The organism is Sphingomonas sp. Mn802worker (assembly GCF_000382485.1).
GTDB lineage: Bacteria > Pseudomonadota > Alphaproteobacteria > Sphingomonadales > Sphingomonadaceae > Sphingomonas.
In genome coordinates this window covers 13226-38637 of sequence record NZ_AORY01000017.1, presented here as the reverse complement: position 1 = coordinate 38637, position 25412 = coordinate 13226, and the positions used below count along the sequence as shown (strand labels likewise).

The window sequence follows — 25412 nt, the reverse complement described above, 5'->3', positions numbered from 1 at the left end:
CGCGGCGACCTTATATTCAGGCCAACCATCAGGCTATCGTCGGCGCCCGCGCGGGTCCCCCCGCCTCCTGCGAGCCCGCCGGTGCAACAGCAAAGGACGCCCCATGACCGCGATCGGCCACGACACGCTGAAGGCCCGCAAGACGCTCACCGCCGGCGGCAAGAGCTACGATTATTATGCGCTCGACGTGGCGGCGGCGAAGTACGGCGATGTCAGCCGCCTGCCCTTCTCACTCAAGGTGCTGCTCGAGAACATGCTCCGCTTCGAGGACGGCGTGACCGTGACCGAGGCCGACATCCAGGCGCTGGTCGATTGGCAGAAGAACCCCAACGCGCCCGATCGCGAGATCCAGTATCGCCCCGCGCGCGTGCTGATGCAGGACTTCACCGGCGTGCCCTGCGTCGTCGACCTCGCGGCGATGCGCGACGCGATCACCAAGCTCGGCGGCAATCCGGCCAAGATCAACCCGCAGGTGCCCGTCCACCTCGTCATCGACCATTCGGTGATGGTCGACGAGTTCGGCACGCCCAAGGCGTTCGACGACAACGTCGAGCTGGAATATCAGCGCAACGGCGAGCGCTACGAGTTCCTGAAGTGGGGATCAAAGGCGCTCGACAATTTCAAGGTCGTGCCGCCGGGCACCGGCATCTGCCACCAGGTCAACCTCGAGTACGTCAGCCAGGCGATCTGGTCCTCGACCGAGAGCGGCGACCATGCGCAGGGCGAAACCGCGATCGCCTATCCCGACACGCTCGTCGGCACCGACAGTCACACCACGATGGTCAACGGCCTGGGCGTGCTCGGCTGGGGCGTCGGCGGGATCGAGGCGGAGGCGGCGATGCTCGGCCAGCCGGTCTCGATGCTGATCCCCGAGGTCATCGGCTTCAAGCTGACCGGCCAGCTTCGCGAGGGCATCACCGCGACCGACCTCGTGCTGACCGTCACGCAGATGCTGCGCGCCAAGGGCGTCGTCGGCCGCTTCGTCGAATTCTACGGCCCCGGCCTCGACCAGATGACGCTCGCCGACCGCGCGACGATCGCCAACATGGCGCCCGAGTACGGCGCGACCTGCGGCTTCTTCCCGGTGGACGACAAGACGCTCGACTATATGCGCCTGACCGCGCGTTCGGAAGAAACGGTCGCGCTGACCGAGGCGTACGCGAAGGTGAACGGCTTCTGGCGCGCCGCCGACGCGCCCGATCCGATCTTCACCGACACGCTCGAGCTCGACATGGGCTCGGTCGTTCCCAGCCTGGCGGGTCCGAAGCGCCCGCAGGACAAGGTCAGCCTCGACACCGTCGACGAGGTGTTCAACGGCGACCTGCACAAGATCTACCACAAGGAGCGCCCGGCGCGCGTCGCGGTCGATGATCGCGACCACGACATTGGCGACGGCGACGTGGTGATCGCGGCGATCACCAGCTGCACCAACACCTCCAACCCCTCGGTGCTGGTCGCCGCCGGCCTCGTCGCGCGCAAGGCGAACGCACTGGGGCTGAAGCCCAAGCCGTGGGTGAAGACCTCGCTCGCGCCGGGATCGCAGGTCGTCACCGACTATCTCGACAAGGCCGGCCTCTCGGCCGACCTCGACGCAATGGGGTTCAACCTCGTCGGCTACGGCTGCACCACCTGCATCGGCAATTCGGGGCCGCTCGCCGCGCCCATCAGCAAGGCGATCAACGAGAACGATCTCGTCGCCGCCTCGGTGCTGTCGGGCAACCGCAACTTCGAGGGTCGTGTTTCGCCGGACGTGCGCGCGAACTTCCTGGCCAGCCCGCCGCTCGTCGTCGCTTATGCGCTGAAGGGCACCGTCACCACCGACATGAACGACACGCCGATCGGCGACGGCACCGACGGTCCGGTGTATTTGAAAGACATCTGGCCCACCAACCAGGAGGTCGCCGACCTGATGGCCGCCAACATCGACGACAACATGTTCCGCACGCGCTACGGCAACGTCTACGCCGGCGACACCAAGTGGCAGGGCATCTCGGTCGAGGGCACCGACACCTACGCCTGGCCGCCAGCATCCACCTACATCGCCAACCCGCCCTATTTCGAGGGCATGGAGATGACGCCGAAGCCCGTCACCGACATCATCGAGGCAAAGCCGCTCGCGATCCTGGGCGACTCGATCACCACCGATCACATTTCGCCGGCAGGCTCGATCAAGGCGGACAGCCCGGCGGGCAAGTGGTTGCAGGAGCGTCAGGTCAGCCGCGGCGACTTCAACAGCTACGGCGCGCGCCGCGGCAACGACAACGTCATGGTGCGCGGCACCTTTGCGAACATCCGCATCAAGAACGAGATGGTCCCCGGCGTCGAGGGCGGCATGAGCCGCTACGACGGCGAGGTCATGCCGATCTACGACGCGGCGATGCGCCACAAGGCCGACGGCACGCCGCTGGTCGTGGTCGCGGGCAAGGAATACGGCACCGGCTCGTCGCGCGACTGGGCGGCGAAGGGCACCAACCTGCTCGGCGTGCGCGCCGTGATCGCGGAGAGCTTCGAGCGTATCCACCGCTCGAACCTCGTCGGCATGGGCGTGCTGCCGCTTCAGTTCGCCGCCGGCACCGACCGCGCGACGCTCGCCCTCACCGGCGACGAGACTTTCACGATCGAGAATGTCGCAGGGCTTCGTCCGCGTCAGGACGTGACCGTCAAGCTGACCCGCGCCGACGGTTCGCAGGACACGTTCCAGGCTCGTTGCCGCATCGATACCGTCAACGAGCTCGAGTATTTCCTCAACGGCGGCATCCTCCAATACGTGCTGCGCAAGCTCGCCGCCTGACCCGCGCGCACGACTGAGTGATCGAGGAGCCCGCGTCGCGACGAGCGACGCGGGCTTCGTCGTGTCTGCGTCTTCACCGTCCCGCCCATCATCCCGTTATCCTGGCCCTAAGCCAGCATCCCGCCTCTTATTCACACCGTTGCAGGTAAGGCATATCTTCCTTACCTTGCTGTCATGACCACGCTCACGATCACCGCCAAGGGCCAGATCACGTTGAAGAGGGAGCTACTCCAGCACCTTGCGCTGCGTCCCGGCGACAAGGTGGAGGTGACGCCCGCCCCCGGTGGTCGCCTGACGCTTGCGCCGCAACGGATTGCGCGAACTGGTCGGATCGAAGATGCCTTTGGCGCCCTTCACCGGCCGGGACAGAAGGCACTCTCGATCGAGGAGATGAACGAGGTGATCGCGCGCGCCTGGGCCGGAGAAGTCGAACCTTGAAGATCACGGCCGACACCAACGTCCTCGTACGCGCGCTAACCGCCGACGATCAGGTGCAGTCCCCTATTGCCATGCGAACCTTGTCCAAGGCGACTCTGGTGGCGCTGCCGATCGTAGCGCTTGCTGAGACGGTCTGGGTTCTTAACAGAGCCCACAAGTGGAAAGGCCCGCAGATCGCCGCCGCACTGCGCCTGCTGTTGAACGATCCGCGCGTGAAGACCGAGTGGCCGCTGGTCGAAGCAGGGCTTGACCTGCTCGATCGCGGCGGCGACTTCGCCGACGCGGTGATCGAGGCGGACGGCCGCCGCCTCGGCGCGGAAACGCTCGCGACCTTCGACGAACAGGCCGCTCGCCTCCTTGCCGACACGGGTGCGTCGGTCACCCGCCCCGTCTAGCCGAGCATCGCACTCGCACGGCGCCGGCCCCAGGCAAAGTACAGCACCAGCCCCGCGACATTCCACAGCACGAAATACAGCTGCGTCCGGCTCGGCAGGCTGAAGAACAGATAGACGCACCCGAGCACCCCGACGATCCCGACCGGCCACGCCGCCGGCGCGCGGAACGTGCGCGGCGCATCGGGCGCACGACGGCGCATCACCAGCATCGCAACGCACACCGCAGTGAACGCCGCCAGCGTCCCCGCATTCGCCAGCGCGGCGATCGCATCGATCGGCATGATTCCTGCGATGATCGACACCAGCACCGCGGTCATCACCGTGATCCTGACCGGCGTCCCGCGCGACGACACCTTGGCGAGCGCCTGCGGCAGCAACCCGTCGCGCGCCATCACGAAGAAGATGCGGCTCTGCCCGAACAGGAAGCCGAGCAGGACGGTCGGCAGCGCGATCACCGCGCTTACCGCCAGGAACGTCGCGAACCCCGGCCGCCCGATCCCGCGCAGGATCAGCGCCAGCGGCTCGGGGCTGTCGGCAAAGCGCGTGAACGACAAGGCACCCACCGCGGCGACCGCAACGAGCATGTAGATCGCGGCGCACGCTACCATCGACCCGACGATCCCGATCGCCAGATCGCGTCCTGGGTTCTTAGTCTCCTCCGCCGCGGTCGAGATCGCGTCGAACCCGTAGAAGGCGAAGAAGATGATCGCCGCCGCCGCCATGACGCCGCGCTCGACCCCGTCCGCCGACACCGACTTAGCGAACCCGAACGGCGTGAACGGGTGGAGGTTGGCCGCGTCGAAATGCGGCAGCGCGACGGCGACGAATACCGCCAGCGCGATCAGCTTGACCACCACCAGCACCGCATTCAGCGTCGCGCTCTCCTTCGTCCCCACGCTCAGCAATGCCGCGACCACCGCGATGATGAACACCGCAGGCACGTTGACCAGCCCGCCCAGCTCTGGCCCCTGCGTCAACGAAACAGGAAAGCCGAGCGGCGTCAGCAAAGGCGCGGCATATCCCGACCAGCCGACCGCGACCGTCGACACCACAAGCGAATATTCGAGGATCAGCGACCAGCCGATCACCCAGGCGATCACCTCGCCCAGCACGACATAGCTGTAGGTGTACGCGCTGCCCGAGGTCGGGATCATCGTCGCCATCTCGGCATAAGCGAGCGCCGCGCAGGAGCAGATCGCGCCGGCGATCACGAATGACAGGATCACCGACGGCCCCGCGCGGTCGGCGCCGACACCGATCAGCGTCAGGATGCCCGTGCCGACAATCGCTCCAACGCCCAGCGCGACCAGATGCGGCCACGACAGTGTGCGCGCGAGCACATGTCCGTGCGCGTCGGGCGCGGGCGGCGCCATCGGCTTGCGGCGGAAAAGACTGGACACTGGCACCCCCATGTTTGCGCGCGATCGTAACAGATGCGACCGCTCGCGAAAGGGTCAGCGGCGCGATCGCACACGCTTATCGCTTCGTCCCCGCCTGCGCCTGCTGCAACAGCGCCAAACTGCGCTCGTCGCGTTAACCGCCCAACGACCGCGCGAAGCGCCCGTCCGCGGACATATGGTCGCCGGTCCAGCAACCTGCCAGACGCGCCGTGGGACCATGCCGCCCATCCGCTTCACGCTCGTGGTCGACGCAGGGACATCAGGACCAAAGGGCGACCCTAAATCGCTCTCAGGTCGCGCTCGCCGGTTACGCCAGGCACGAGCGTAGGAGTGTAGTCAAGCCACGACCCACACCACCGTTATTTGGCAAGCTCGCGCGTCTTGTACCCGCCGACGCCGCCGCGCGTGCTGACACTCACCCCGGCCATGCCGCCGCCGACGAGGAACGGGCTCAGGTCGTCGATCGGGGTGGTGCGATGAAGCATCGCCTCGCGCTCGAACGGCACGTCGTCTCTTCGATTCCCGTTCGGGCCGCCGACGAACGGCACGCGGAAACGGTCGGCGTGCCGCTTCCCACACACGGTGACGTCGGTCGTGTCGGGCGTGACGACGCAGCGATGTTCCGCCGCCGTTCGCGCGCGATAGGTTTCCATCGCGTCATCGGCACCGGCGAGAAGCAGCAGCAGCGGGATCATGACGCGGGAGGATGCGCTGCCCCGCGCGATCCGGCAAGTGGGGTGGAAGGAAAAGCACTACCCCGCCGGCGTCATCCATCCACGCGCACGACACTCAGCCGCGGAATGTCGATCGCCGGGCAGCGATCCATCACCACCTTCAACCCGGCGGCTTCCGCACGCGCCGCCGCGGCCTCGTCGATCACGCCCAATTGCATCCAGATCGACTTCGCCCCGATCGCGATCGCCTCGTCGACCACCTCGCCCACCGCGTCGGGGCGGCGGAATACGTCGACCATGTCGATCGGATCGCCCAGCTGCGCGAGCTCACGGAACACGAACTCGCCGTGGATATGCGCGCCGGTGATCTGCGGATTGACCGGGATGGTGCGATAGCCGTGGTCCTGCAGCGTCTTCATGACGCGGAACGACGGTCGATCAGGCCGGTCGGACGCGCCAACCACCGCGATCGTGCGCGTTTCCTCCAGCAGGGCCTTGATCTCGGCGTCACTCGTCAGCGGCATGGGCGAACTCCTTTGGCAAAGGAACGCCCCGCCCCCGCCTCAGTTGCGCGCCATCCACTCCGCCACCTGCGCCGCGATCCCCGCGAACACGCGGTCGTCCGCTCCGGCCGCGGGCGGCTGCCCCGCGTCCGACGCGGTGCGGATCGCGATGTCGAGCGGCACCCGGCCCAGGAACGGGATACTCGCCTCCACGGCCGCCGCCTTCGCGCCTCCGCGCCCGAACGGATCGGACACCTCGCCGCAATGCGGGCAGGCGTAGCCCGCCATGTTCTCGACCAGCCCGATGATCGGCACGCCCGCCTTGTCGAACAGGTCGATCGCACGCCGCGCGTCGATCAGCGCGAGGTCCTGCGGCGTCGACACGATCACCGCGCCCGCCGGGCGGTGCTTCTGCACCATCGTCAGCTGCACGTCGCCGGTACCGGGGGGCAAGTCCACCACCAGCGTGTCCGCGATCCCCCATTCGGCATCGACCATCTGGCCGAGCGCCCCCGCCGTCATCGGCCCGCGCCATGCCAGCGCACGGCCCGGCTCGACCAATTGCCCCATCGACAGCAGCGGCACGCCGTACGGCGTCTGCACCGGTATCAGCACCTTGTCGCGCGCTTCGGGCCTTGTCCCCTCCACCCCCATCAGCCGCGGTTGCGACGGGCCGTAGATGTCGGCGTCGACCAGCCCGACGCGCCGCCCGCCCCGCGCCAGCGCGATGGCGAGGTTGGCCGACAGCGTCGACTTGCCGACCCCGCCCTTCCCGCTCGCCACCGCGATCAGCCGCCGTGTCGGTCGCTCGGCCGTGACCACGACGCGCACCTCGGCGCTCGGCACGCTTGCCGCCATCCGCACGCTCGCCTCCAGCGCGTCGCGTGCCTGCTGGTCGAGCCCGCTCGCGTCCACCACCACGCCGATGCGATTGCCGTCGATCCTGACCGTCGCGCGCGCGCCGGCGACTGCGGCAACCGCGCCTTTTACCTGTTCTGCGTCCATAGCAACGAGGCGTTACGCCCGTCGTGGCCGCTTGCCACTGTTTTTCGCGCGCGCGGCTCCTATAAAGACTGTCATGACGACCCTGCTGCGCCTGTTCCGGCGCCTTCGCCGCCCGCATGTCCTTTCCGCCGAGAACAATGGCCCATGGGGCAATGGGGGCGGCAACGACGCGGGTGGCGACAAGAGCGGCCCGCGCAATCCGTGGTCGGTCCCGCCCGGCGGCGGCAATCGCGGCGGTGGCAACAAGCCCACTGCGCTCGACGAATTCCTCAAACGCGCGCGCGGTGGTGGCGGCGGCAGCGGCGGCGGCTCCGGTCCCAATCTGCCGATCGGCGCCAACCCGCGCGCGCTGTGGCTGATCGGTGTCGCCTTGCTGGTCGCCGTCTGGGTGCTGTTCACGTCGTTCCACCAGATCGGGCCGCAGCAGCGCGGCGTGGTCACCTTCTTCGGTCGCTATTCGGGGATGCTCGAACCCGGCATCCGCGTGACGCTGCCCGCGCCCTTCACGCGCGTGACCAAGGTCGATGTCGAGCAGGTCCGCACCGATGAATTCCCGCGCGAGGGCGGCGAGAACGTGCTGACCGGCGACCAGAACATCATCGATCTCGCCTATACCGTGCGCTGGCGCGTGTCCGATCCGCGCAACTACGTGTTCGAGATCAAGGACCCGCAGGAAACCGTCCGCGCCACCGCGGAGAGCGCGATGCGCGCGGTGCTCGCCACCACCACGCTCGAACAGGCGATCGGCGCGGGTCGCACCGAGATCGAGGCGCGCGTGACGGTCGCGATGCAGGAGATCCTCGACAGCTATCAGGCCGGCGTCCGCATCCAGGGCGTATCGATCAAGCAGGCGTCCGCCCCCGCCAGCCTGATCGACGATTTCAACGCGGTCACCGCCGCGCAGCAGGAAGCCGTCGGCAACCTCAACAACGCGCGCTCCTACGCGCAACAAGTGATCGCGCGCGCGCAGGGTGAGGCCGCCTCGTTTGACAAGGTGTATGAACAGTACCGCCTCGCCCCCGAGGTTACGCGCCGCCGCATGTATTACGAGACGATGGAGGCCGTGCTGGCCAATACCGACAAGACGATCGTCGAGCCGAACGGCGTGACGCCGTACCTGCCGCTCGACCGCGCCAAGCGATTGCGCGAACCGGGCGAGGAAGCGACACCGGCGACGCCTGCCCCGGCGCAACCCACCGCGGAAGGGACACGCTGATGCCGCGCCTGCTCCAGCATCCGATCGCCGCGATGTTTGCGGTGCTCGCCGCGGTGATCGTCGCCGCGATGACCTTTGCGATCGTGCCTGAGACGCAGCAGGCGGTCGTGCTCCGGCTCAACAACCCGCAGCGCGTCGTCAACCAGTGGCAGCGCGGGCAGACGATCGGCGGATCGGGCGCGGGCCTGATCGCGCGTATCCCGTTGATCGACAACATCGTCTGGCTCGACAAGCGCGTGCTCGACGCCGATCTCGACAATACATTGGTGCTGTCGACCGATCAGCTGCGGCTGAACGTCGATGCGTTCGCGCGCTTCCGCATCGTTGATCCCCTACGGGCGGTCACCTCGACCGGCAGCACCTCGAACACCGAGGAGCGCGTCGCGGATCAGCTGCGCCCGCTGCTCGGCACGGCGCTCCGCAACGAACTAGGCAAGGTGCCCTTCTCGGTCCTGCTCAGCCCTGAGCGTGGTCGCGTGATGGACGCGATCCAAAACTCGCTCCAGCGCGACGCGCGCCAGTACGGCGTCGAGATCGTGGACGTGCGGATCAAGCACGCCGACCTGCCCGACGGCAGTCCGCTCGAAAGCGCGCTGCAACGCATGCGTACCGCCCGGCAGCAGGAGGCGAACACGATCCGCGCGCAGGGGCAGAAGCAGGCGCAGATCGTCCGCGCCGAAGCCGACGCCAATGCCGCGCGCATCTACGCCGACGCGTTCAGCAAGGACGCGAGCTTCTACGATTTCTACCGCGCGATGCAGTCCTATCGTCACACCTTCGGCGCCGATGGCGGTCCGAAGCCCGAGGGTTCGACCAACATCATCATGAGCCCGGGCAATTCCTACCTGCGCGAGTTCGAAGGGCGTGCGTCGCGGTGATGCAGGCGCGGTCTTTCGGGATAAAAGATCGTCCGGTCGGGCCCGATACGGGTCGGCTGGCGTTGCGAAACGATATTCAAACCCCGTTCATCGCATGCCCGGCATGACTGATCGGATTGTCTCCCTTTTTTGTAGATGGGTGATCGAGAGGACATGAAGAAAGTGCGTTACGCCTACGCCCTCACCGGCGCGCTCCTCCTTGGCGGGACGGCGGCGTCGCTGACCTTGCAGAACCCGGCCACCGCGCAGACCGCGCAGAACGAGCCCGGCGCGATCAGCGCGCAGGCGCCGCGTGCCGGCGCACCGATGAGTTTCGCCGACATGGTCGCGAAGCTCCAGCCCGCGGTGGTCAACATCTCCACCACGCAGAAGGTGACGGTGCAGCAGCAGGCGAACCCGTTCGCCGGCACCCCGTTCGGCGACCTGTTCGGTCAGTTCGGCGGCGGCGGTGGCGGACAGGGCGGTGCGCCCGTCACGCGCGAGGGCCAGTCGCTCGGCTCGGGCTTCCTGATCTCGTCCGATGGTTATGTCGTGACCAACAACCACGTCATCGCGCCCGCAGGTCGCGGTGCAACGGTTGAGTCGATCAAGGTGACCTTGCAGGATCGCAAGGAGTACACCGCGAAGCTGATCGGCCGCGATCCGACCTCGGATCTCGCGCTGCTCAAGATCACCTCGCCGGCGCCGCTGCCGTTCGTCCGCTTCGGCAACTCGACCAATTCGCGCGTTGGTGACTGGGTGATCGCGATCGGCCAGCCGTTCGGTCTCGGCGGCACCGTCACCGCAGGCATCATCTCGGCGGTCCACCGTTCGACCGGCAACGGTCCGTTTGACAGCTTCATCCAGACCGACGCCGCAATCAACCAGGGCAATTCCGGTGGCCCGATGTTCGACATGAACGGCAACGTCATCGGCATCAACAGCCAGATCTACTCGCAGTCGGGCGGTAATATCGGCATCGGCTTCGCAATCCCCGCGACCGAGGCGAAGCCGATCATCGACACGCTGATGAAGGGTCAGGCGATCAAGCGCGGTTACCTGGGCGTCACGATCCAGCCGGTCACCGACGACATCGCCGCCGCACTCGGTCTGAAGAAGAACCAGGGCGAGATCATCGGCCGGGTCGAGCCGGGTGGTCCCGGTGCCAAGGCGGGGCTCCGTTCGGGCGACGTCGTCACCGCGGTCGGCGGCACGCCGGTTTCGCCCGACAAGACGTTGTCCTACCTCGTCGCCAACACCGCGCCGGGCACCTCGACCCGCCTCGACGTGATCCGCGACGGCAAGCCAACGACGCTCAACGCCACCGTCACCGTACGTCCCGCCGACGACCAGATCGCCGCGCTCCAGGGCGGCGACGATGACGATAACGACGGCATTCCCGATGGCGGCGACAGCGCGGTCGCGCCCGCGTCAAGCGCGCTTGGTGTCACCGTACAGCCGCTCACGCCGCAGATCGCGCGCTCGATCGGCGTCGACTCGACCGTGCAGGGCGTCGTGATCGCCTCGGTCGATCCCTCCTCGGACGCCGCGCAGAAGCTGAAGCGCGGCGACGTGATCTCGTCGATCAACTCGGCGCCGGTTCGCACCAGCGCTGACCTCGCGCGCGGCGTCGCCGCAGCAAAGGCGGCCGGTCGCCCGCAGGTGCTGCTCAGCATCACCCGCCAGCGCACCGCCGGTGTTCTGCTCGCGGTGAAGATCAAGTAAGCCGACCTCTTTGTCGATGACGGGGCCGTCGCGGTAACCAGCCGCGGCGGCCTCTTCGTTTCGGGCGCGCTGTCCTACACGCCCGATGCTTGCGACAACCCGGGCATGACGAACTGCCTTCCCACTTGCAACGTCGCCCGACACGCGCTGGTCTCAACTTCCTCAACTTCGCCCCGGCAGCGACCGCGCTCCACGCGCACGCATGTGCCCGCGCGTGACTGTCAACTTTCTCAACTTCCGCCCTGCTCATCGCCGCTGTCGCCCGTTCTCACGCGCGCACACGCACATGCGCGTGAGTGTCAACTTTCTCAACTTCCACCCATTTGCGCAGGGCCGCTTGGGTCGACGCCCGACTGCGCCTATGATCCGTTGACGCCCAACCAGCCCGATCAGGAGCGCGCATGACCGATCCCGCAAGCACCCCCGGCAGCCTCTTCGTCGGCGCACAAGCGGGCGGCAACAACCCCCAACGCCTCGACCTGCGTCGGGCAAACCGCCACGGCCTGATCGCGGGCGCGACCGGCACGGGCAAGACGGTGACGCTCCAAGGGTTTATCGAAGGCTTCTCGGACGCGGGCGTCCCCTGCTTCGTCGCCGACGTGAAGGGCGACTTGGCGGGCCTCGCCCTGCCCGGTTCGCCTACCGCTAAGATGCACGAAACGCTCAAGGCGCGCGCGGCGGAGATCGGCGACACCGACTGGCGCTACGCCGCGGTGCCGGTGCAATTCTGGGACCTGTTCGGCGAACAGGGCCACCCGATCCGCGCCACCGTCAGCGAACTCGGCCCCGTCCTGCTCGCCCGGCTGATGGACCTGAACGAGGTGCAGGAGGGCGTGCTGACGATCGCCTTTCACGTCGCCGACAAGGAAGGGCTGCTGCTCCTCGACATCGACGATCTGCAGGCGATGTTGGCGCACTGCGCCGACCGCGCAGCCGAGCTGACGACGCAATACGGCAACGTGTCGAAGCAGTCGATCGGCGCGATCCAGCGCGCGCTGCTGCAATTGCGCACGCAAGGAGCCGAGCATTTCTTCGGCGAACCCGCACTCGAGATGCGCGACCTGATCGCCACCGATCACGAAGGCCGCGGCGTCGTCAACGTCCTCGCCGCCGACAAACTGATGCAGAGCCCGAAGCTTTATTCGACCTTCCTCCTGTGGCTGCTGTCCGAACTGTTCGAAACGTTGCCCGAGATCGGCGATCCCGACAAACCGCGGCTGTGCTTCTTCTTCGACGAGGCGCACCTGCTGTTCGACGACACGCCCAAGGCCTTGCTCGACAAGATCGAGCAGGTCGTGCGGCTGATCCGCTCGAAGGGTGTTGGCGTCTACTTCATCACGCAGAACCCGATTGACGTGCCCGAAACGGTCGCGGGACAGCTCAACAACCGCATCCAGCACAAGCTCAACGCCTTCACCCCACGCGACCAGAAAGCCGTCAACGCCGCCGCGCAGACCTTCCGTGCCAGCCCCGGTGTCAATGTCGCCACCGCCATCACCGAGCTGAAGGTCGGCGAGGCGCTCGTCTCATTGCTCCAGCCCGACGGCGCCCCCTCGCCCGTCGCGCGCACGCTGATCCGCCCGCCCGGCAGTCGGCTCGGCCCGCTCACCCCCGAGGAACGCCGCGTGCTGATCCAGACCGACGCGATCGGCGACAAGTACGACGAGCCGATCGACCGCCAATCGGCGGAGGAAATCCTGTCGGCGAAGACACAGGCCGCCGCCGCCGGGGTTGCCGCCGCCAACGCGCGCGACGAGGCGGAACGCTCTGCCGCACAACAAGCTAAGGAACAGGCGCGCGCCGACCGCGATGCCGCACGTGCCCGCGCCGCCGACGAGCGTGCGCAGCGCACCGCGACACGCGAGGCAGCGAACTCACCGTGGAACAGGATGGCGACCTCGGCGATGCGCTCCGCCTCGTCGTCGGTCGGGCGGCAGGTCGGCAACGAGATCAGCAAGGCGGTATTTGGCACCTCGTCGCGACGTTCCGGCAGCGGCGGGCTGCTCGCCAGCGTGGTGCGCAACGTACTCGGCGGGCTGATGCGGCGATGACGATCTTCACGCATTTGTCCCACGCCGATCTGGTCGAACAGGTCCGCTCGCTCGCCAACGCACTCGCCGCCGACGCCGACTGGTCGCCTGACCATCTGATCGGCATCGGTCGCGGCGGACTGATCCCCGCGGTGTACCTCAGCCACGCGAGCGGTCTGCCGATGCTCGCGGTCGATTACAGCTCGCAAGCCGAGGATCTCGCCGCCGAAGCGATCGCGCGCCTGGCCGCGCGCACCCGCGCGGGCGAGCGGCTGCTGTTCGTCGACGACATCAACGACTCAGGACGCACGATCGGCCACCTGCGCGACATGCTCGCACGCGCCGGCGCGACGGCCGGCAGCGTCCGCTTCGCGACGCTGATCGACAACACCGGCTCGGCGCAGCAGGTCGACTACCGCGCGCGCACGATCGACCGTGCGGTGACCAAGGACTGGTTCGTCTTTCCGTGGGAGGCGATGGCGCCCGACAGTGCGATCCAGGCCGACGCTGATGAGGTGCCAGAGCGGATCGCCTGATCCGCGATCAGCCCCCGGTCACCATGCCGGTGACGCGCATCCGTCCGCCGCGCTCGATAATCCGTCCGCTCAGCATCCCGCTCAGGTGAACGTCGGCACCCTCGTCGGCGATCAGGTCGCCGCTGACGATACCGCTCACCTTCACGCGGCATCCGGCTGCCACGATCACATCGCCACTGACGATGCCCGACACGGTCGCATCGCGATCGACGAGCAGGTCGCCATCGACGATCCCGCCATGATCGCTCATTTCTTGATCAACCCAATCTCGACCAGCCGCTGCATCAGATAATCCTGCGCGCTGATCGGCTCGGGGTACCGGTTCGGGTTCTCCGCCGTGATCGTCTGCGGCAGCGTTTCGATCACGAAGTCGGGCGCCGGGTGGAGGAAGAACGGCATCGAGTAGCGCGAGTGACCACGCCGCTCGGGCGGCGGGTTGATGACACGGTGCGTGGTCGAGGGCAGGACATGGTTGGTCAACCGCTGCAGCATGTCACCGACGTTGACGACCATCGCGCCCTCGGGCGGCTTGATCGCCAGCCAGCGACCCGACTGCCGGTCGAGCAGTTCGAGCCCCGCCTCTTCGGCACCAAGCAGCAGCGTGATGAGGTTGATGTCCTCATGCGCGCCGGCGCGCACGCCCTCCGCGTCGACCGGGATCGGCGGATAGTGGAGCAGGCGCAGCACCGAATTGCCGTCGCGCACCGCAGGGTCAAACCAGTCGGCGTCGAGCCCCAGATGCAACGCGATCGCCGACAGCAATTTGTCGCCCGCGGTGTCGAACGCGCTGAACAGTTCGACGAACGTGTCCTTGAACCCTTCGGGCCGCGCGGGCCAGATGTTCGGTGCCATCTCGCCCGCAAAGCGGTGACCCTCCGGCAGCTCGCGTCCGACGTGCCAGAACTCCTTCAGGTCGACGTGCTTGGCATCCTTCGCGATCTCGGTCTTGAACGGCGTATAGCCGCGCGCGCCGCCCGCGCCCTCGACGAAATAGCCGCGCTTCTCCTCCTCGGGCAGCGCGAACAGCTGCTGCGTCTCGTCCCAAGCGCGGTCGATCAGATCTTGCGGCACGCCGTGATCGGCGACAATCGCGAAGCCGAACCGCTCGAACGATTGCCCAAGTGCGGCCGCGAACCCTTGAGGATCGCGCGCCTGATCGGCGAGGCTGAGCGTCGGAACCTGGGCGGAAGGCGTGTCGAGCATGGTGTCAATCGTCCGGTTGATCGTTGCGGCCGACATAAGCCCTCGCGCGCGCCACCGCCAGTCTGCGTGGATCTATCCGATGCGGACGAGGCCCGCGCTTTGCTGCCCTTGGGGCGACAGGTCGATGGTGAAGGTCTGGTCGTCGTCACGGCCCGTCAGCGTGTTGCCGTCAACTTTCACCTCGGTACCCGCCTGCCTGAACTGCTCGGCGAACCAGGTCCGCACGGTGGCGGGATCGGCCGGGCTGGTGAAGCGCACCGTCACCTTGTCCTTGCCGGTGCCGTCGACGTTGACCGCGGCGATCTTGCTGTCGGGATAGAGATGGACGCCGTTGATGTCGAAACTCTCCGCCGTCAGGTTGATCTGCGGCAGTTTGAACGCACCCTTGAACGCGGGCGTGTCGATCTTGACCTGCCCGTCGCTTTCCATCGATCCGCCGCTGCCGTTCGCGGTGACCGCGATCTGCGTCCCCTCCTCGCCGCGATTACATCCGGCGAGTGCCAGTGCGGCGGCGAGCAAGATGGTCGAACGGCGCATGATCAATCTCCGTATTAGTCTTGCAACACACTAACGTTGGATCGGCGCTGCGGTCAAGCGCGTGGCGGAACCCGGCGCGCTGCTGCGCCGTTCGCTGCGAGAATGAACAAGGAGGCGAATATGGGCGGTCATCAGGTTACCAGCCACGGCAGCGGCGACGACGGTTTCGACGAGGACGGCTATGACGAATCGCAGCGGGCGGAGATCCTCGAAGCGACGCGCGATGGCCCGAGCGACGGCACGATCATGACCGACATCAACCCCGACCTCGGCGTCGAAGAGGATGATGAAGACATGGAAAGCGCCGACGACCTGCAGATGACCGATAGCGAGGTCGGCGTGCAGGACGACGAGGCTGATGAGGACGAGGACGACATCGCCGAGGACGAAGCGCAGGACGACTTCGACGACAACACGCTGGCCGAAGACGGGGACCTTGATGACGGACAGGATAAGGCACTGAGGCCGTAAGTCGACGCCAGACCGATGTGCGAAGCAACGCTTCGCACAAGGCGCGTCACGCAGGTGACGCCATCGACCGACCAGCGGCCGTGGAGCCGGCGCACAAGGCGCGGATTCGCCGCGACTGCCGCCCCGGCGTGCTCTACCGGCCCGACAAGTTCATAAGGTTAAAGCCTCCAAGGCCAGCCCAAACAATCCTCAAGGCGCCAGCGCATTCGCCACCATCGCCAGATCACTCGCGTTCACGGTTTCTCCGCTCGCGTCGATCATCTCGCTCGCATTGCCGCCGTTCGCCGTCGGGGCCTCGCCAGCAATATCGTACGCGAACCAGATCACGCCGCCCGCCCACCACAAGGCGGCCCAGCGACTACGAAAAAGGCGCGAGAAGTTCACGGCATAGTTTTACTATCAGCCGGTTAGCCGAAGGTTGACGTACACGCCGCGGTCGCTCACGCTGCGGCCAAGATGCTGCTGATCGCTTTCGCCGTCCAGGCGGCCGCTGCCGTCACGCCCCTACCCGCTGTGCCCGAGCGCATATCGATTTTGGCGCCGGTTCCCGACGAGCGGTGCACGCGAAAGCAGGGCGACGAGATAGTCGTCTGCGCCAATGCCCTGCCCTCGCAGACATTGCCGCTTCCGAACGAAGCGGTGTCGGATCGACCGGTGCCGATCAACGGCTACCTGACGGGCCGCGGCGCCTTGAACGCGCAAGGAACGCCGTGCGCCGCGCGGATGGGCGGGTGCCAGACCGGTGTCGACGTGGTCGGACCGGGCGTCGCGCTGGTCCGCGGCATCCAGAAACTGATCGCGCCCGACAGCTGCTGCGAAAACCCGGGCGAGTCGACCAGTGCGGGGCAACTCGCAAGCGACATGGTCGACGGCGTGAAGAAGCTGTTCCGCGGCAAGCCCGACAAAAGCAATCGCGTCGCGATCCTGCTCGACGACACGCCGCTCGCGACCAGCCGCGTCCTGCCCTAGGGCGCAGGATCAAACCGCTCGCCCCGGCTAGGCGCGATCACTGCTCCGTGCAGTCACCCGTGCGCCTGGCGACGATCCGCGTCACCATGCCGCCCGCCTGCGCCGCGATGCCGCCACGGCGCACCGTTGCGGTCAGATCGACCGCGCTCGCCGAATAACGCCCCTTCTGGCTGACGGTCAGCGTCTCCCCACTCGTGTTGCGGCACGCCATCTCGGCATCAAGCTGCTCGCCCTTCAATGCGAAGCGTCGAAAGCGGCAGTTCGCGCCCGCGGCCGTCGACAGGTCGCCGAACAGCGGCTTGCCCGCTTCCTCATCGGTCAGGCACGCCTCGGTCGTCGCGGTGTCGCCCACCTGATCGCGGATCGCGGCGGCAGCGGGCGTCCTGTCTGCGCCCGCGTCGAAGCTGACGACACGGGTGTCGGTGCGCCATTGCCCTGCCTCGGGCTTCGCCAGGCTCGCGGTCGCGTCGGCGACCTCCGCGATCGACGCGTTGGTCAGGTCGATGTCGCCGCTGCACGCCGCCAGCAGCAACGTCGCACTCAGCAGAAGCCAGCGACCGGTCACGATCCGGTTCCTGCCCGCGCCGCGCCCGGCTTCATCAGGTCGAGCACCGCCGCGGTCATCGCGATCGCGCCGGTGGTGATCGCGGGCTCGGGCGCGATGCGGAACTCGGGCGAGTGATGTGAACCGATCCTGGGTCCGCCGTGCGCCGCCGCTTCGATCTCGGTGCGGGTCGAACCGCCTACCGCGAAATAATAGCCTTTCACGCCGGTGTCCGGCTGGACGTAATAAGCGAAGTCCTCCGCGCCCATGCCCTCCTGGTGAAACGCAGGCACGTTCTTCGCCCCCAGCGTCTCGACCATCACCGCGTTCAATCGCCGCGCGAGTGCCGCATCGTTGATCGTCGTCGGCGTGCCCTCACTGACCGACACGACCGGCATCTTGTCGTTCGGCATCCCGTTCATCACGCCGACGCCGTAGGCGACGCGCTTGATCCCCTCCAGCAGCTTGGCGCGCTCGGCCTCGTTGTTCGCGCGTACCGTCACCTGCAGCTTCGCCATGTCGGAAATGATGTTATGCTTCAGCCCGGCGTGGAACGAGCCGACCGTGATGACGCCGGGATCGAGCGGTACGCGCTCGCGGCTGATGAGGCCCTGGAGCGCGATGACGAGTTGCGACGCCATATAGACCGGGTCCTTCCCCTCGTTCGGACTGGCGCCGTGCGCGCCGACACCGGGCACGTCGATGTTGACGGAGTCTGACGACGAATATTGTATGCCCTCGGACGCTGACACGGTCCCCGCCTCCATGCCTGCCGCGACGTGGAAGGCGAGCGCGTAATCGGGCTTGGGAAAGCGCGTGAACAACCCGTCGGCGATCATCGCCTTCGCCCCCCCGACGCGCTCCTCGGCGGGCTGCACGACGAACACGACCGTGCCGGACCAGCGGTCCTTCAGCGCCGCCAGTCGCCGTGCGGTTGCAACCATCGCGGTGATGTGTGTGTCGTGCCCGCATGCGTGCATGACCGGTGCCTCGACCCCGTCGACGCCGACCTGCCGCGCATGGCTGGCGTTGGCGAGCCCCGACTTCTCCTCGACCGGCAAACCGTCCATGTCGGCGCGCAACAGCACCACCGGGCCGGCTCCGTTCTTCAGCACACCGACGACGCCGGTCTGCCCGACCTTTTCCGTCACCGTCATGCCCGGTACCGCGCGCAGCGCCGCCGCCATCTTCGCCGCGGTACGCACCTCGCGGAATGACAGTTCGGGATTGCGGTGGAAGTCGTCCCACATCGCACCCAGATCGCGCTTGTAGTCGGCGCGCACCGCGGCGGCATAATCGGGCTCGGCGAGCGCAGGTGCGGTTAGTGCAGGCAGGGCAGCAAGCGTGCCGGCAGCCGCCAGCAGGTGGATCAGGCGCATGACGTTTCCCCTCTTCTTGTCCGCGACCATAGCCGCACGGATCGGGATGCCTAGGGGGATCGCGAACCTTGCCCCCGCGCGCGCGATCCGTCACGGAACCTGCATGTTCGACCTCGACGCCTATCTCACCCGCATCGACCTGCCCGCGCGCCCGACCAACGACGCCGAAGGGCTCGCACGCGTGCAGCGCGCGCACCGGCTCGCAATCCCGTTCGAGAATCTCGACGTTCGCCTGGGACGCGGCGTCGCGATCGATTCCGCGTCGGTGTTCGCGAAGCTGGTGACCGCGCGTCGCGGGGGCTATTGTTTCGAGCACAACCGGCTGTTCCTCGATGCGCTCGCCGCGAACGGCTTCACCGCGCGCCCGCTGCTCGCGCGCGTCTGGCTCGGCGCAAGCGAGGTGCCGCCGCTCACTCACACGCTGTCGCTGGTGACGATCGCTGGCGAGCAGTGGATCGCCGACGCCGGCTTCGGCGGCAGCTACGCGCCCGTCATGCGGCTGGCGGATGGCGAGACGGCGGAGGCGCCCGATGGCGCACGCTTCATGCTCGCGCGCGACGCGGAACACGGCTGGATACTGTCGCGCGACGGCGATCCTGCGACCACGGACGGGCGCGGTGCCGGCGCCGGGTGGCAGCGTCAGTACAGCTTCACGCTGGACGAGGCGCACGACAGCGATCTTGCGATGGGCAACCACTGGGCTTCGACCGCGCCCGCAAGCCGCTTCACCAACGTGACGGTCGTGTCGATCATCCTGCCGCACGGCTTCGCGACGCTGACCGACCGCGACTATCGCCGCCGCGCCGCCAACACCGACAGCGCCGCCAAAATCACCGATCCGCGCGTCTATCGCATGCGGTTGAGCATGATGTTCGGCATCGACCTGCCGGCCGAGGAAGTGGCGGCGCTAGGGTTATTCTAGCGCCCGACCGTTACCCGACGAAGGCGCGCTCGATCACGTAGGTGCCCGGTGCGGCGTTCGAACCCTCGACGAACCCCAGCGTCTCCAGCGTCTTCGCTGTATCGCGGATCATGTCCATCGACCCGCACATCATGATGCGATCGGTCTCGGGGTTGAAGCACTTGTCGCCGGTGATCGGATCACCGAACATCGTGCCGTCCGCCATCAGCGCGTCGATGCGCCCGGTGGTGTGGAACGGCTCGCGCGTGACGGTCGGAATATAGTGGAATTGTGTCGCCGCCTCGTCCGCCACCAGCGGATCGTCCGCCAGCCGCGCGGCAAGCTCGTCGTGGTACGCCAAATCGCTGACGCGGCGGACCGAGTGGACCACCACGACTTGGTCGAACATCGTGTACACGTCGGGATCGCGCGCGAGGCTCAGGAACGGCGCAAGGCCGGTGCCGGTCGACAGCATGAACAGCCGCTTGCCCGGCAGCAGCGCATCGGTGACCAGCGTGCCGGTGGGTTTGCGCCCCAGATAGATTTCGTCGCCCGCCACGATCTGCTGCAGCCGTCCCGTCAGCGGGCCGTTCTCGACCTTGATCGAGAGGAACTCCAGCTCCTCGGCATAATGCTGGCTCGCGACCGAATAGGCGCGCATGATCGGCTTGCCCGCGCTGCCGTCCGACCCTTCTTCGCCCGGCAGCCCGATCATCACGAACTCGCCCGAACGGAAGCGCAGGCTCGCCGGCCGCTCGACCGCGAAGCTGAACAGATGCTCGTTCCAGTGACGCACCCAGTTCACCTTGACGCTGGCGAACGCCTTGCTCTCGGGAATGGTCTGGGGTGCGCGGACGTCGGTCATGCCTGTTCTTCCTCGAACCGCGCCCGGACGGCACGGCCTTAAGCCTGTCACTCTGATTGCGAACGCTGCGCAATATGGGCGGGCGTCTTCGCGGTCAACCAAGCGCAGCTTGTCACGCGCCAAGCTTCTTCACGCCGCGTGTGCGAGCGCCCATATCGTGAACATATGTCGATCCAGATCCGCACCAGCCTGGCCGAACCCGAAACGGGTGACGACTTCGTCCCGCACCGTCCGCAGCGCCCGCCCAAGGTCGAGGGCGGCCGCCCGTTCAAGCTCGTCAGCGACTACCAACCCTCGGGCGATCAGCCGACTGCGATCCGCGACCTGGTCGAGGCCGCGCGCGCCGGCGAGAAGGATCAGGTGCTGCTGGGCGTCACCGGCTCGGGCAAGACCTTCACGATGGCCAAGGTGATCGAGCAGATGCAGCGCCCGGCGCTGATCCTCGCGCCCAACAAGATCCTCGCGGCGCAGCTCTACGGTGAGTTCAAGTCGTTCTTTCCCGACAACGCAGTCGAGTATTTCGTCAGCTACTACGATTACTACCAGCCCGAGGCGTACGTGCCGCGGTCCGACACCTACATCGAGAAGGAAAGCTCGGTGAACGAGGCGATCGACCGGATGCGCCACTCGGCCACGCGCTCGCTGCTGGAGCGCGACGACGTGCTGATCGTCGCCTCGGTGTCGTGCCTCTATGGCATCGGCTCGGTCGAGACCTATTCGGCGATGATCTTCGACCTGAAAAAGGGCCAAAGCGCAGACCAGCGCGAGATCATCCGCAAGCTCGTCGCGCTGCAGTACAAGCGCAACGATGCCGCCTTCCAGCGCGGCAATTTCCGCGTCAAGGGCGACAATCTCGAGATCTTTCCCTCGCACTACGAAGACAGCGCCTGGCGCGTGTCGTTCTTCGGCGACGAGATCGAGGAAATCGTCGAGTTCGATCCGCTGACCGGCAAGAAATCGGCCAGCCTCAACTCGATCCGCATTTACGCCAATTCGCACTATGTCACGCCTGGCCCGACGATGAAGCAGGCCGCCGACGCGATCCGTCACGAACTGACCGAGCGACTGAAGGAGCTGGAGATCGAGGGCAAGCTTCTCGAGCGCCAGCGGCTGGAGCAGCGCACCAACTTCGACCTCGAGATGATCGCGGCCACCGGCAGCTGCAACGGGATCGAGAATTACAGCCGCTTCCTGACCGGCCGCCTGCCGGGCGAGCCGCCGCCGACGCTGTTCGAGTACCTGCCCGAGAATGCGATGCTGTTCGTCGACGAGAGTCACCAGACGATCGGCCAGATCAACGGCATGTCGCGCGGCGACCACCGTCGCAAGATCACCCTGGCCGAGTACGGCTTCCGCCTGCCCAGCGCGATCGACAACCGCCCCTTACGCTTCAACGAGTGGGACGCGATGCGCCCGCAGACCGTCTGCGTCTCGGCGACGCCGGGCACGTGGGAGATGGAGCAGTCGGCCGGCGTCTTCGCCGAACAGGTGATCCGCCCCACCGGCCTCATCGATCCGCCCATCGAGATCAAGCCGGTCGAGGAGCAGGTCCAGGACCTGATCGTCGAGGCGCGCAAGACGACCGACCTCGGCTACCGCACGCTCGTCACCACGCTGACCAAACGGATGGCGGAGGACCTGACCGAATACATGCACGAGGCGGGGATCAAGGTCCGCTACATGCATTCCGACGTCGAGACACTGGAGCGTATTGAACTGATCCGCGACCTGCGGCTCGGCGTCTACGACGTGCTGATCGGCATCAACCTGCTGCGCGAGGGGCTGGACATTCCCGAATGCGGATTGGTCGCGATCCTTGACGCCGACAAGGAAGGCTTCCTGCGCTCCGAAACGTCGCTGATCCAGACGATTGGACGCGCGGCGCGCAACGTCGACGGGCGCGTAATCCTCTACGCCGATCGGGTCACGGGCTCGATGGAGCGCGCCATGAACGAGACGCAGCGCCGTCGCGAGAAGCAGGAGGCGTATAACCTCGAACATGGCATCACCCCGACGACGATCCGCCGCAACATCGGCGACATCATCGCGCACGTCAGCCAGGGCGATCAGGTTACGGTCGAGATCGACGAGGACCGTCCGCACATGGTCGGCCACAATTTGCGCGCCTATATCGAGGAGCTGGAGAAGAAGATGCGCAAGGCCGCATCCGACCTCGAGTTCGAGGAAGCCGGACGGCTGCGCGACGAGATCCGCCAGTTGGAGCAGGAGGAACTCGGCCTGCCTGTCCACGAACAGAAGGCGCCGATCACGGGTCGCTCGAACGAGGGCAAGCCCGGCACGCGCAAGACCCGCTTCGGCAAGCAGCAGCAGATGCGGATGAACAAGCGCCGGTGACGCGTAATGACATGACCCGCGGACGCTTCCTCATCGCCGGCGGTGTGCTCGCGTCGACGTGCGGGATCGTGCTCGGCGCGGCAACTGGTGTCGGCACGAATATGGGCCTGAGGTTCGCGGCAACTGCGCTGCCCGCTGCGTTGCCCTTCGTACTCGGCACCGCGGCGCCGCGTGGTCGGCGCACTCTATGGTGGGTACTCGCCGCACTCGTTATCGCTGGCTGGGCTAGTGCGGTGATCGGCCTGCGTACCGCGCACGGCGATCCGAGCTTCGCGGGACTGCACGGCTGGGCAGCGTGCGCGGTCGCCAGCACCGTTGCGATCGGGGCAAGTGTCGTGGGCATGATCCGCGACCAACTTCGGGAACGATCGCGTCGGTCGTGACCTGACGCGGTCGTCGCTGCCGCCGGCCGGTTGCCTTCGAAACACCGCTGCTGTGTGACTTGGACGAACTGTCCTGCGCACCACAACCCTTTCGGACATGCGTGCTCAGTGAACGCATCACCATTCGACGCAGTGGTAGAATGGGTGTGACCCTCGCGACGTTCCAGCGATCTCGATCATCGCCAGCCACTCGCGGTTCAGCCGCCGCTTCCTACATCGGCCGGCATGTACGCGCAGCCTCGACAGGAACGTCTCGGTGCCGCCGCCGCCGCACTGGGGGTCACGGCAGCACTTGGCTGGGGGCTGCTGAACGGCCTTGCCGGCGAGGCGATCCGGCAGCGTGTCGACGAGGGCTTGCGGTTGTTCGACTTGGCACCACCCCCGCCCCGCCGCGCCCCAAGACCGTGCCACGACCAAAGGTCAGCAAGCGCGCAGAGGGTCGTGCCGCGCCGCCCAACATCCGTTCGAAGGCGACGCAGGTTGTCGCGCCCAAGCCGGTTGTCGTCATTCCCGTACCGCCCCCGCCGATCGTCGTCGCGACCAAGGCATTCGCGGGCAATCAGGCGACGCAAGGGGCGGCACCGCGCGTCGGCCCGGGCACCGGTGCGGGCGGCGTCGGCGACGGCACCGGCTCGGGCGGCTGGGGTGATGGCGACGGAGACGGCGGCGACGAAACCCCGCCGATACAGCGCAAGGGTCGCATCACCGACGGCGACTTCCCCGCCGACATCCGCGACCTCGCCGAAACCGGATTCGAGGGCACCGTGTCCGTCAGGTTTCTGGTGCAAACCGACGGTCGTGTCGGCGATTGCCGCATCACGCGGTCCAGCGGCTATCGCTCGCTCGATGACGCCACCTGCCGTCTTATCCAGCAGCGCTTCCGCTACAAGCCATCTCGCGACGCCGAAGGTCGTCCGGTGCCAGCGTGGATCTTGGAGAACCATACATGGGCGGTCGAGAGTGACCGGCGCTGATCGTGCAGGCGCTCTGCCGTTGACCTAGAGCCGGCACCGTCATCTCCGACTTGATCAGAAGGCCGGCTTCTTCCGCCGCTGAGGAACGCTTATTCTTTGCTGATGCTTTACCAGCGAGCGTATACAAGAAGGCGGCACCCGTAGGCACCGCCTCCCACCATCGGTCGCTTACCGTGCGTCCTTGTCCGCCCGCGATGGCTCGGCATCGATCGTCTGCGGCGGGCGAGTGTTGCCCTTGTCCGGTGCGTCCGGGTCTTCGAGCAGCTCCTCGATCGTTTTCTGCACGTCGTTCTGCTTGTCCGACATCGCGCTTAATCCTTCATGCTGGCGGGCACGGTGCCGCCGTTCTTCTCCAGCTCACGCATCACCGCCTTGTGGAGCCAGACGTTCATCTCGGCCGAGCCGTCCTTCGCCCCGCTGTAACCGAGCTCGGTCGCAAGCTCCTTGCGGTTGTCGAGACTCGAATCGAGGTCGAGCAGCTTCATCAGATCGACGATCGACGTGCGCCAGTTAAGATTCGGATTGCCCTTCTGCGCCGCGATGTTGGTTAGTACCTGCTCGACATTGACCGGCTGCGCCGGCGTTGCGGCAGGCGTCGCGGGTGCTTGGGTCGGCGCAGCCTGCGGCTGCTGGGCCGGCGCGGGATGCGGCGCACCAGCAGTCGATGACGGAGCGGGCGCGGGTGCCGGGTCCTTCTTGCCGCCGAACTGCCCGCCGAGCGGTCCGTTATGACCGAAGATCGCGTCCTTGATCTTGCCGAAGATGCTCATCGTGAAAGGTCCTTTCTCATTCAACCGTTGGCGAGATTTTCGGTCGGCACTTCATAGTAGCGCGCGACGCTGTCGGCGTACGACTGGTTGAACACCGGCGGATTGTTCGCCCAGCTCGGTCCGCCCTCAAGCATGCGGCGATCGATCGTGACGACGTACAGGTCGCGCACCGCGTCGAGCGACAACAGCCCGAACGGCATCGGATAGAAGCTCTTCCCCATGCCAAGGAAGCCACCGAGGCTCAGCACCGCGTGGGTCACACGACCCGAGCCCTTGTGCACCATGAAGGCATGGACGCTGCCCAGGTGATCGCCGTCGCGGCTGTCGACCCGCATCGCGTCGGAAAGCGTCGAGCGGACCAGCAGCTGGGTCGGCTCCCCGGGCGTCGATGATGAAGCGTCGGTGTCGGACATGTGGCTTCCCTGTGGTCGTTTGCCCCGGAACAACCGATCGCTGCGTCGGCGGGTTCCCGCTGCGGTTGAGCGTGCGGC

General features: G+C 66.9%; 28 protein-coding genes. 14 read left to right on the top strand and 14 right to left on the bottom strand.

What is annotated here, in order from left to right; genetic code table 11:
* Window positions 1–103: 103 nt before the first annotated feature.
* From acnA to SMN802W_RS0115115, 3 genes are all read left to right on the top strand, one after another.
* On the top strand, window positions 104–2791 hold the full coding sequence (gene acnA / locus SMN802W_RS0115125) for an aconitate hydratase AcnA (protein ID WP_019517764.1): 2688 nt from the start codon (window positions 104–106) through the stop codon (window positions 2789–2791).
* 174 nt (window positions 2792–2965) lie between these two features.
* Window positions 2966–3229, top strand: a complete 264-nt coding sequence (locus SMN802W_RS0115120; protein ID WP_019517763.1) for an AbrB/MazE/SpoVT family DNA-binding domain-containing protein — start codon at window positions 2966–2968, stop codon at window positions 3227–3229.
* Window positions 3226–3624 (top strand): type II toxin-antitoxin system VapC family toxin, encoded by a 399-nt coding sequence (locus SMN802W_RS0115115; RefSeq protein ID WP_019517762.1) that lies wholly within the window; start codon window positions 3226–3228, stop codon window positions 3622–3624. The genes SMN802W_RS0115120 and SMN802W_RS0115115 overlap by 4 nt, the downstream gene beginning before the upstream one ends.
* Here the strand turns inward: SMN802W_RS0115115 and SMN802W_RS0115110 are convergent.
* The 4 genes from SMN802W_RS0115110 to SMN802W_RS0115095 form a co-directional block, all read right to left on the bottom strand.
* Window positions 3621–4997: an amino acid permease gene (locus SMN802W_RS0115110; protein WP_019517761.1), complete on the bottom strand. Its 1377-nt coding sequence runs from the start codon at window positions 4995–4997 to the stop codon at window positions 3621–3623. The two genes, SMN802W_RS0115115 and SMN802W_RS0115110, sit on opposite strands and share 4 nt — an antisense overlap.
* 386 nt (window positions 4998–5383) lie before the next feature.
* Window positions 5384–5719, bottom strand: a complete 336-nt coding sequence (locus SMN802W_RS0115105; RefSeq protein WP_019517760.1) for a hypothetical protein — start codon at window positions 5717–5719, stop codon at window positions 5384–5386.
* Between the two features lie 71 nt (window positions 5720–5790).
* Window positions 5791–6222, bottom strand: a complete 432-nt coding sequence (locus SMN802W_RS0115100; protein WP_019517759.1) for a CoA-binding protein — start codon at window positions 6220–6222, stop codon at window positions 5791–5793.
* Window positions 6223–6261: 39 nt separating this feature from the next.
* Entirely contained in the window at window positions 6262–7206 is a 945-nt protein-coding gene (locus tag SMN802W_RS0115095; protein ID WP_019517758.1) for an Mrp/NBP35 family ATP-binding protein, read from the bottom strand.
* 73 nt (window positions 7207–7279) lie between these two features.
* On the opposite strand from SMN802W_RS0115095, the gene hflK reads away from it, so the two are divergent.
* The 5 genes from hflK (at window position 7280) to SMN802W_RS0115070 (ending at window position 13570) form a co-directional block, all read left to right on the top strand.
* Window positions 7280–8422, top strand: coding sequence for a protease modulator HflK (gene hflK / locus SMN802W_RS0115090; protein WP_019517757.1), 1143 nt, complete (start codon window positions 7280–7282; stop codon window positions 8420–8422).
* Window positions 8422–9300, top strand: a complete 879-nt coding sequence (gene hflC / locus SMN802W_RS0115085; RefSeq protein ID WP_019517756.1) for a protease modulator HflC — start codon at window positions 8422–8424, stop codon at window positions 9298–9300. Before hflK ends, hflC begins: the two co-directional genes overlap by 1 nt.
* A 153-nt stretch (window positions 9301–9453) precedes the next feature.
* Window positions 9454–11004 carry a Do family serine endopeptidase gene (locus SMN802W_RS0115080; protein WP_019517755.1) on the top strand — a complete coding sequence of 517 codons (1551 nt, stop codon included), beginning with the start codon at window positions 9454–9456 and terminating at the stop codon, window positions 11002–11004.
* Window positions 11005–11405: 401 nt separating this feature from the next.
* Window positions 11406–13055 carry a helicase HerA-like domain-containing protein gene (locus SMN802W_RS0115075; protein ID WP_019517754.1) on the top strand — a complete coding sequence of 550 codons (1650 nt, stop codon included), beginning with the start codon at window positions 11406–11408 and terminating at the stop codon, window positions 13053–13055.
* Entirely contained in the window at window positions 13052–13570 is a 519-nt protein-coding gene (locus tag SMN802W_RS0115070; protein ID WP_019517753.1) for a phosphoribosyltransferase, read from the top strand. Before SMN802W_RS0115075 ends, SMN802W_RS0115070 begins: the two co-directional genes overlap by 4 nt.
* Before the next feature lie 7 nt (window positions 13571–13577).
* Here SMN802W_RS0115070 and SMN802W_RS0115065 read toward each other — a convergent pair whose 3' ends face one another.
* From SMN802W_RS0115065 to SMN802W_RS17325, 3 genes are all read right to left on the bottom strand, one after another.
* Window positions 13578–13820, bottom strand: coding sequence for a hypothetical protein (locus SMN802W_RS0115065; RefSeq protein ID WP_019517752.1), 243 nt, complete (start codon window positions 13818–13820; stop codon window positions 13578–13580).
* The gene (locus SMN802W_RS0115060) at window positions 13817–14773 is read right to left on the bottom strand and encodes an isopenicillin N synthase family dioxygenase (protein WP_026326187.1); all 957 of its coding nucleotides are present in this window, start codon (window positions 14771–14773) and stop codon (window positions 13817–13819) included. The genes SMN802W_RS0115065 and SMN802W_RS0115060 overlap by 4 nt, the downstream gene beginning before the upstream one ends.
* Window positions 14774–14845: 72 nt before the next feature.
* A complete protein-coding gene (locus SMN802W_RS17325; RefSeq protein ID WP_051083636.1) occupies window positions 14846–15310 on the bottom strand; it encodes a hypothetical protein in 465 nt (154 codons plus the stop codon).
* 120 nt (window positions 15311–15430) lie between these two features.
* Here SMN802W_RS17325 and SMN802W_RS0115050 point away from each other — a divergent pair, with 120 nt between their 5' ends.
* On the top strand, window positions 15431–15781 hold the full coding sequence (locus tag SMN802W_RS0115050; protein ID WP_026326186.1) for a hypothetical protein: 351 nt from the start codon (window positions 15431–15433) through the stop codon (window positions 15779–15781).
* A gap of 189 nt (window positions 15782–15970) precedes the next feature.
* Here SMN802W_RS0115050 and SMN802W_RS18415 read toward each other — a convergent pair whose 3' ends face one another.
* Entirely contained in the window at window positions 15971–16165 is a 195-nt protein-coding gene (locus SMN802W_RS18415; protein ID WP_026326185.1) for a hypothetical protein, read from the bottom strand.
* A 72-nt stretch (window positions 16166–16237) separates the two neighbouring features.
* Here SMN802W_RS18415 and SMN802W_RS0115040 point away from each other — a divergent pair, with 72 nt between their 5' ends.
* Window positions 16238–16750, top strand: a complete 513-nt coding sequence (locus SMN802W_RS0115040) for a hypothetical protein (protein WP_019517747.1) — start codon at window positions 16238–16240, stop codon at window positions 16748–16750.
* 37 nt (window positions 16751–16787) lie between these two features.
* Here SMN802W_RS0115040 and SMN802W_RS0115035 read toward each other — a convergent pair whose 3' ends face one another.
* Window positions 16788–17315: a DUF3617 domain-containing protein gene (locus tag SMN802W_RS0115035; RefSeq protein ID WP_019517746.1), complete on the bottom strand. Its 528-nt coding sequence runs from the start codon at window positions 17313–17315 to the stop codon at window positions 16788–16790.
* Entirely contained in the window at window positions 17312–18673 is a 1362-nt protein-coding gene (locus SMN802W_RS0115030) for an amidohydrolase (RefSeq protein WP_037524305.1), read from the bottom strand. Before SMN802W_RS0115030 ends, SMN802W_RS0115035 begins: the two co-directional genes overlap by 4 nt.
* A 103-nt stretch (window positions 18674–18776) precedes the next feature.
* Between SMN802W_RS0115030 and SMN802W_RS0115025 the strand changes: the two genes are divergently transcribed.
* Window positions 18777–19595, top strand: coding sequence for an arylamine N-acetyltransferase family protein (locus tag SMN802W_RS0115025; RefSeq protein WP_019517744.1), 819 nt, complete (start codon window positions 18777–18779; stop codon window positions 19593–19595).
* A gap of 10 nt (window positions 19596–19605) precedes the next feature.
* Here SMN802W_RS0115025 and SMN802W_RS0115020 read toward each other — a convergent pair whose 3' ends face one another.
* Window positions 19606–20439 (bottom strand): ferredoxin--NADP reductase, encoded by an 834-nt coding sequence (locus SMN802W_RS0115020; protein WP_019517743.1) that lies wholly within the window; start codon window positions 20437–20439, stop codon window positions 19606–19608.
* Window positions 20440–20604: 165 nt separating this feature from the next.
* On the opposite strand from SMN802W_RS0115020, the gene uvrB reads away from it, so the two are divergent.
* The 3 genes from uvrB to SMN802W_RS17320 all read left to right on the top strand — a co-directional run bounded on the left by uvrB (window position 20605) and on the right by SMN802W_RS17320 (window position 24151).
* The gene (gene uvrB / locus SMN802W_RS0115015; protein WP_019517742.1) at window positions 20605–22794 is read left to right on the top strand and encodes an excinuclease ABC subunit UvrB; all 2190 of its coding nucleotides are present in this window, start codon (window positions 20605–20607) and stop codon (window positions 22792–22794) included.
* An 11-nt stretch (window positions 22795–22805) separates the two neighbouring features.
* A complete protein-coding gene (locus tag SMN802W_RS0115010; protein ID WP_019517741.1) occupies window positions 22806–23177 on the top strand; it encodes a hypothetical protein in 372 nt (123 codons plus the stop codon).
* A 404-nt stretch (window positions 23178–23581) separates the two neighbouring features.
* Window positions 23582–24151, top strand: coding sequence for an energy transducer TonB (locus SMN802W_RS17320; RefSeq protein WP_019517740.1), 570 nt, complete (start codon window positions 23582–23584; stop codon window positions 24149–24151).
* Window positions 24152–24319: 168 nt separating this feature from the next.
* On the opposite strand, the gene SMN802W_RS18410 is transcribed toward SMN802W_RS17320, so the two are convergent.
* From SMN802W_RS18410 to SMN802W_RS0114990, 3 genes are read right to left on the bottom strand one after another with little or no spacing between them, the layout of a single operon-like run.
* Window positions 24320–24457 carry a hypothetical protein gene (locus SMN802W_RS18410; protein WP_019517739.1) on the bottom strand — a complete coding sequence of 46 codons (138 nt, stop codon included), beginning with the start codon at window positions 24455–24457 and terminating at the stop codon, window positions 24320–24322.
* A gap of 5 nt (window positions 24458–24462) precedes the next feature.
* Entirely contained in the window at window positions 24463–24921 is a 459-nt protein-coding gene (locus SMN802W_RS0114995; RefSeq protein WP_019517738.1) for a DUF3597 domain-containing protein, read from the bottom strand.
* Between the two features lie 20 nt (window positions 24922–24941).
* On the bottom strand, window positions 24942–25334 hold the full coding sequence (locus SMN802W_RS0114990) for a PRC-barrel domain-containing protein (protein WP_019517737.1): 393 nt from the start codon (window positions 25332–25334) through the stop codon (window positions 24942–24944).
* Between the last annotated feature and the right edge of the window lie 78 nt (window positions 25335–25412).

Excerpts from the sequence above, each read along its gene's own strand:
- SMN802W_RS0114990 (WP_019517737.1), bottom strand. The coding sequence starts at position 25,334 with ATGTCCGACACCGACGCTTCATCATCGACGCCCGGGGAGCCGACCCAG.
- SMN802W_RS0115010 (WP_019517741.1), top strand. The coding sequence starts at position 22,806 with ATGACCCGCGGACGCTTCCTCATCGCCGGCGGTGTGCTCGCGTCGACG.
- SMN802W_RS0115050 (WP_026326186.1), top strand. The coding sequence starts at position 15,431 with ATGGGCGGTCATCAGGTTACCAGCCACGGCAGCGGCGACGACGGTTTC.
- SMN802W_RS0115110 (WP_019517761.1), bottom strand. The coding sequence starts at position 4,997 with ATGGCGCCGCCCGCGCCCGACGCGCACGGACATGTGCTCGCGCGCACA.
- SMN802W_RS0115065 (WP_019517752.1), bottom strand. The coding sequence starts at position 13,820 with ATGAGCGATCATGGCGGGATCGTCGATGGCGACCTGCTCGTCGATCGC.
- SMN802W_RS0115070 (WP_019517753.1), top strand. The coding sequence starts at position 13,052 with ATGACGATCTTCACGCATTTGTCCCACGCCGATCTGGTCGAACAGGTC.
- SMN802W_RS0115060 (WP_026326187.1), bottom strand. The coding sequence starts at position 14,773 with ATGCTCGACACGCCTTCCGCCCAGGTTCCGACGCTCAGCCTCGCCGAT.
- hflK (WP_019517757.1), top strand. The coding sequence starts at position 7,280 with ATGACGACCCTGCTGCGCCTGTTCCGGCGCCTTCGCCGCCCGCATGTC.
- SMN802W_RS17325 (WP_051083636.1), bottom strand. The coding sequence starts at position 15,310 with ATGCGCCGTTCGACCATCTTGCTCGCCGCCGCACTGGCACTCGCCGGA.
- uvrB (WP_019517742.1), top strand. The coding sequence starts at position 20,605 with ATGTCGATCCAGATCCGCACCAGCCTGGCCGAACCCGAAACGGGTGAC.
- SMN802W_RS0115040 (WP_019517747.1), top strand. The coding sequence starts at position 16,238 with ATGCTGCTGATCGCTTTCGCCGTCCAGGCGGCCGCTGCCGTCACGCCC.
- SMN802W_RS0115075 (WP_019517754.1), top strand. The coding sequence starts at position 11,406 with ATGACCGATCCCGCAAGCACCCCCGGCAGCCTCTTCGTCGGCGCACAA.
- SMN802W_RS0115095 (WP_019517758.1), bottom strand. The coding sequence starts at position 7,206 with ATGGACGCAGAACAGGTAAAAGGCGCGGTTGCCGCAGTCGCCGGCGCG.
- SMN802W_RS0115030 (WP_037524305.1), bottom strand. The coding sequence starts at position 18,673 with ATGCGCCTGATCCACCTGCTGGCGGCTGCCGGCACGCTTGCTGCCCTG.
- SMN802W_RS18410 (WP_019517739.1), bottom strand. The coding sequence starts at position 24,457 with ATGTCGGACAAGCAGAACGACGTGCAGAAAACGATCGAGGAGCTGCTC.
- SMN802W_RS0115025 (WP_019517744.1), top strand. The coding sequence starts at position 18,777 with ATGTTCGACCTCGACGCCTATCTCACCCGCATCGACCTGCCCGCGCGC.
- acnA (WP_019517764.1), top strand. The coding sequence starts at position 104 with ATGACCGCGATCGGCCACGACACGCTGAAGGCCCGCAAGACGCTCACC.
- SMN802W_RS0115105 (WP_019517760.1), bottom strand. The coding sequence starts at position 5,719 with ATGATCCCGCTGCTGCTGCTTCTCGCCGGTGCCGATGACGCGATGGAA.
- SMN802W_RS0115020 (WP_019517743.1), bottom strand. The coding sequence starts at position 20,439 with ATGACCGACGTCCGCGCACCCCAGACCATTCCCGAGAGCAAGGCGTTC.
- hflC (WP_019517756.1), top strand. The coding sequence starts at position 8,422 with ATGCCGCGCCTGCTCCAGCATCCGATCGCCGCGATGTTTGCGGTGCTC.
- SMN802W_RS0115100 (WP_019517759.1), bottom strand. The coding sequence starts at position 6,222 with ATGCCGCTGACGAGTGACGCCGAGATCAAGGCCCTGCTGGAGGAAACG.
- SMN802W_RS0115120 (WP_019517763.1), top strand. The coding sequence starts at position 2,966 with ATGACCACGCTCACGATCACCGCCAAGGGCCAGATCACGTTGAAGAGG.
- SMN802W_RS0114995 (WP_019517738.1), bottom strand. The coding sequence starts at position 24,921 with ATGAGCATCTTCGGCAAGATCAAGGACGCGATCTTCGGTCATAACGGA.
- SMN802W_RS0115080 (WP_019517755.1), top strand. The coding sequence starts at position 9,454 with ATGAAGAAAGTGCGTTACGCCTACGCCCTCACCGGCGCGCTCCTCCTT.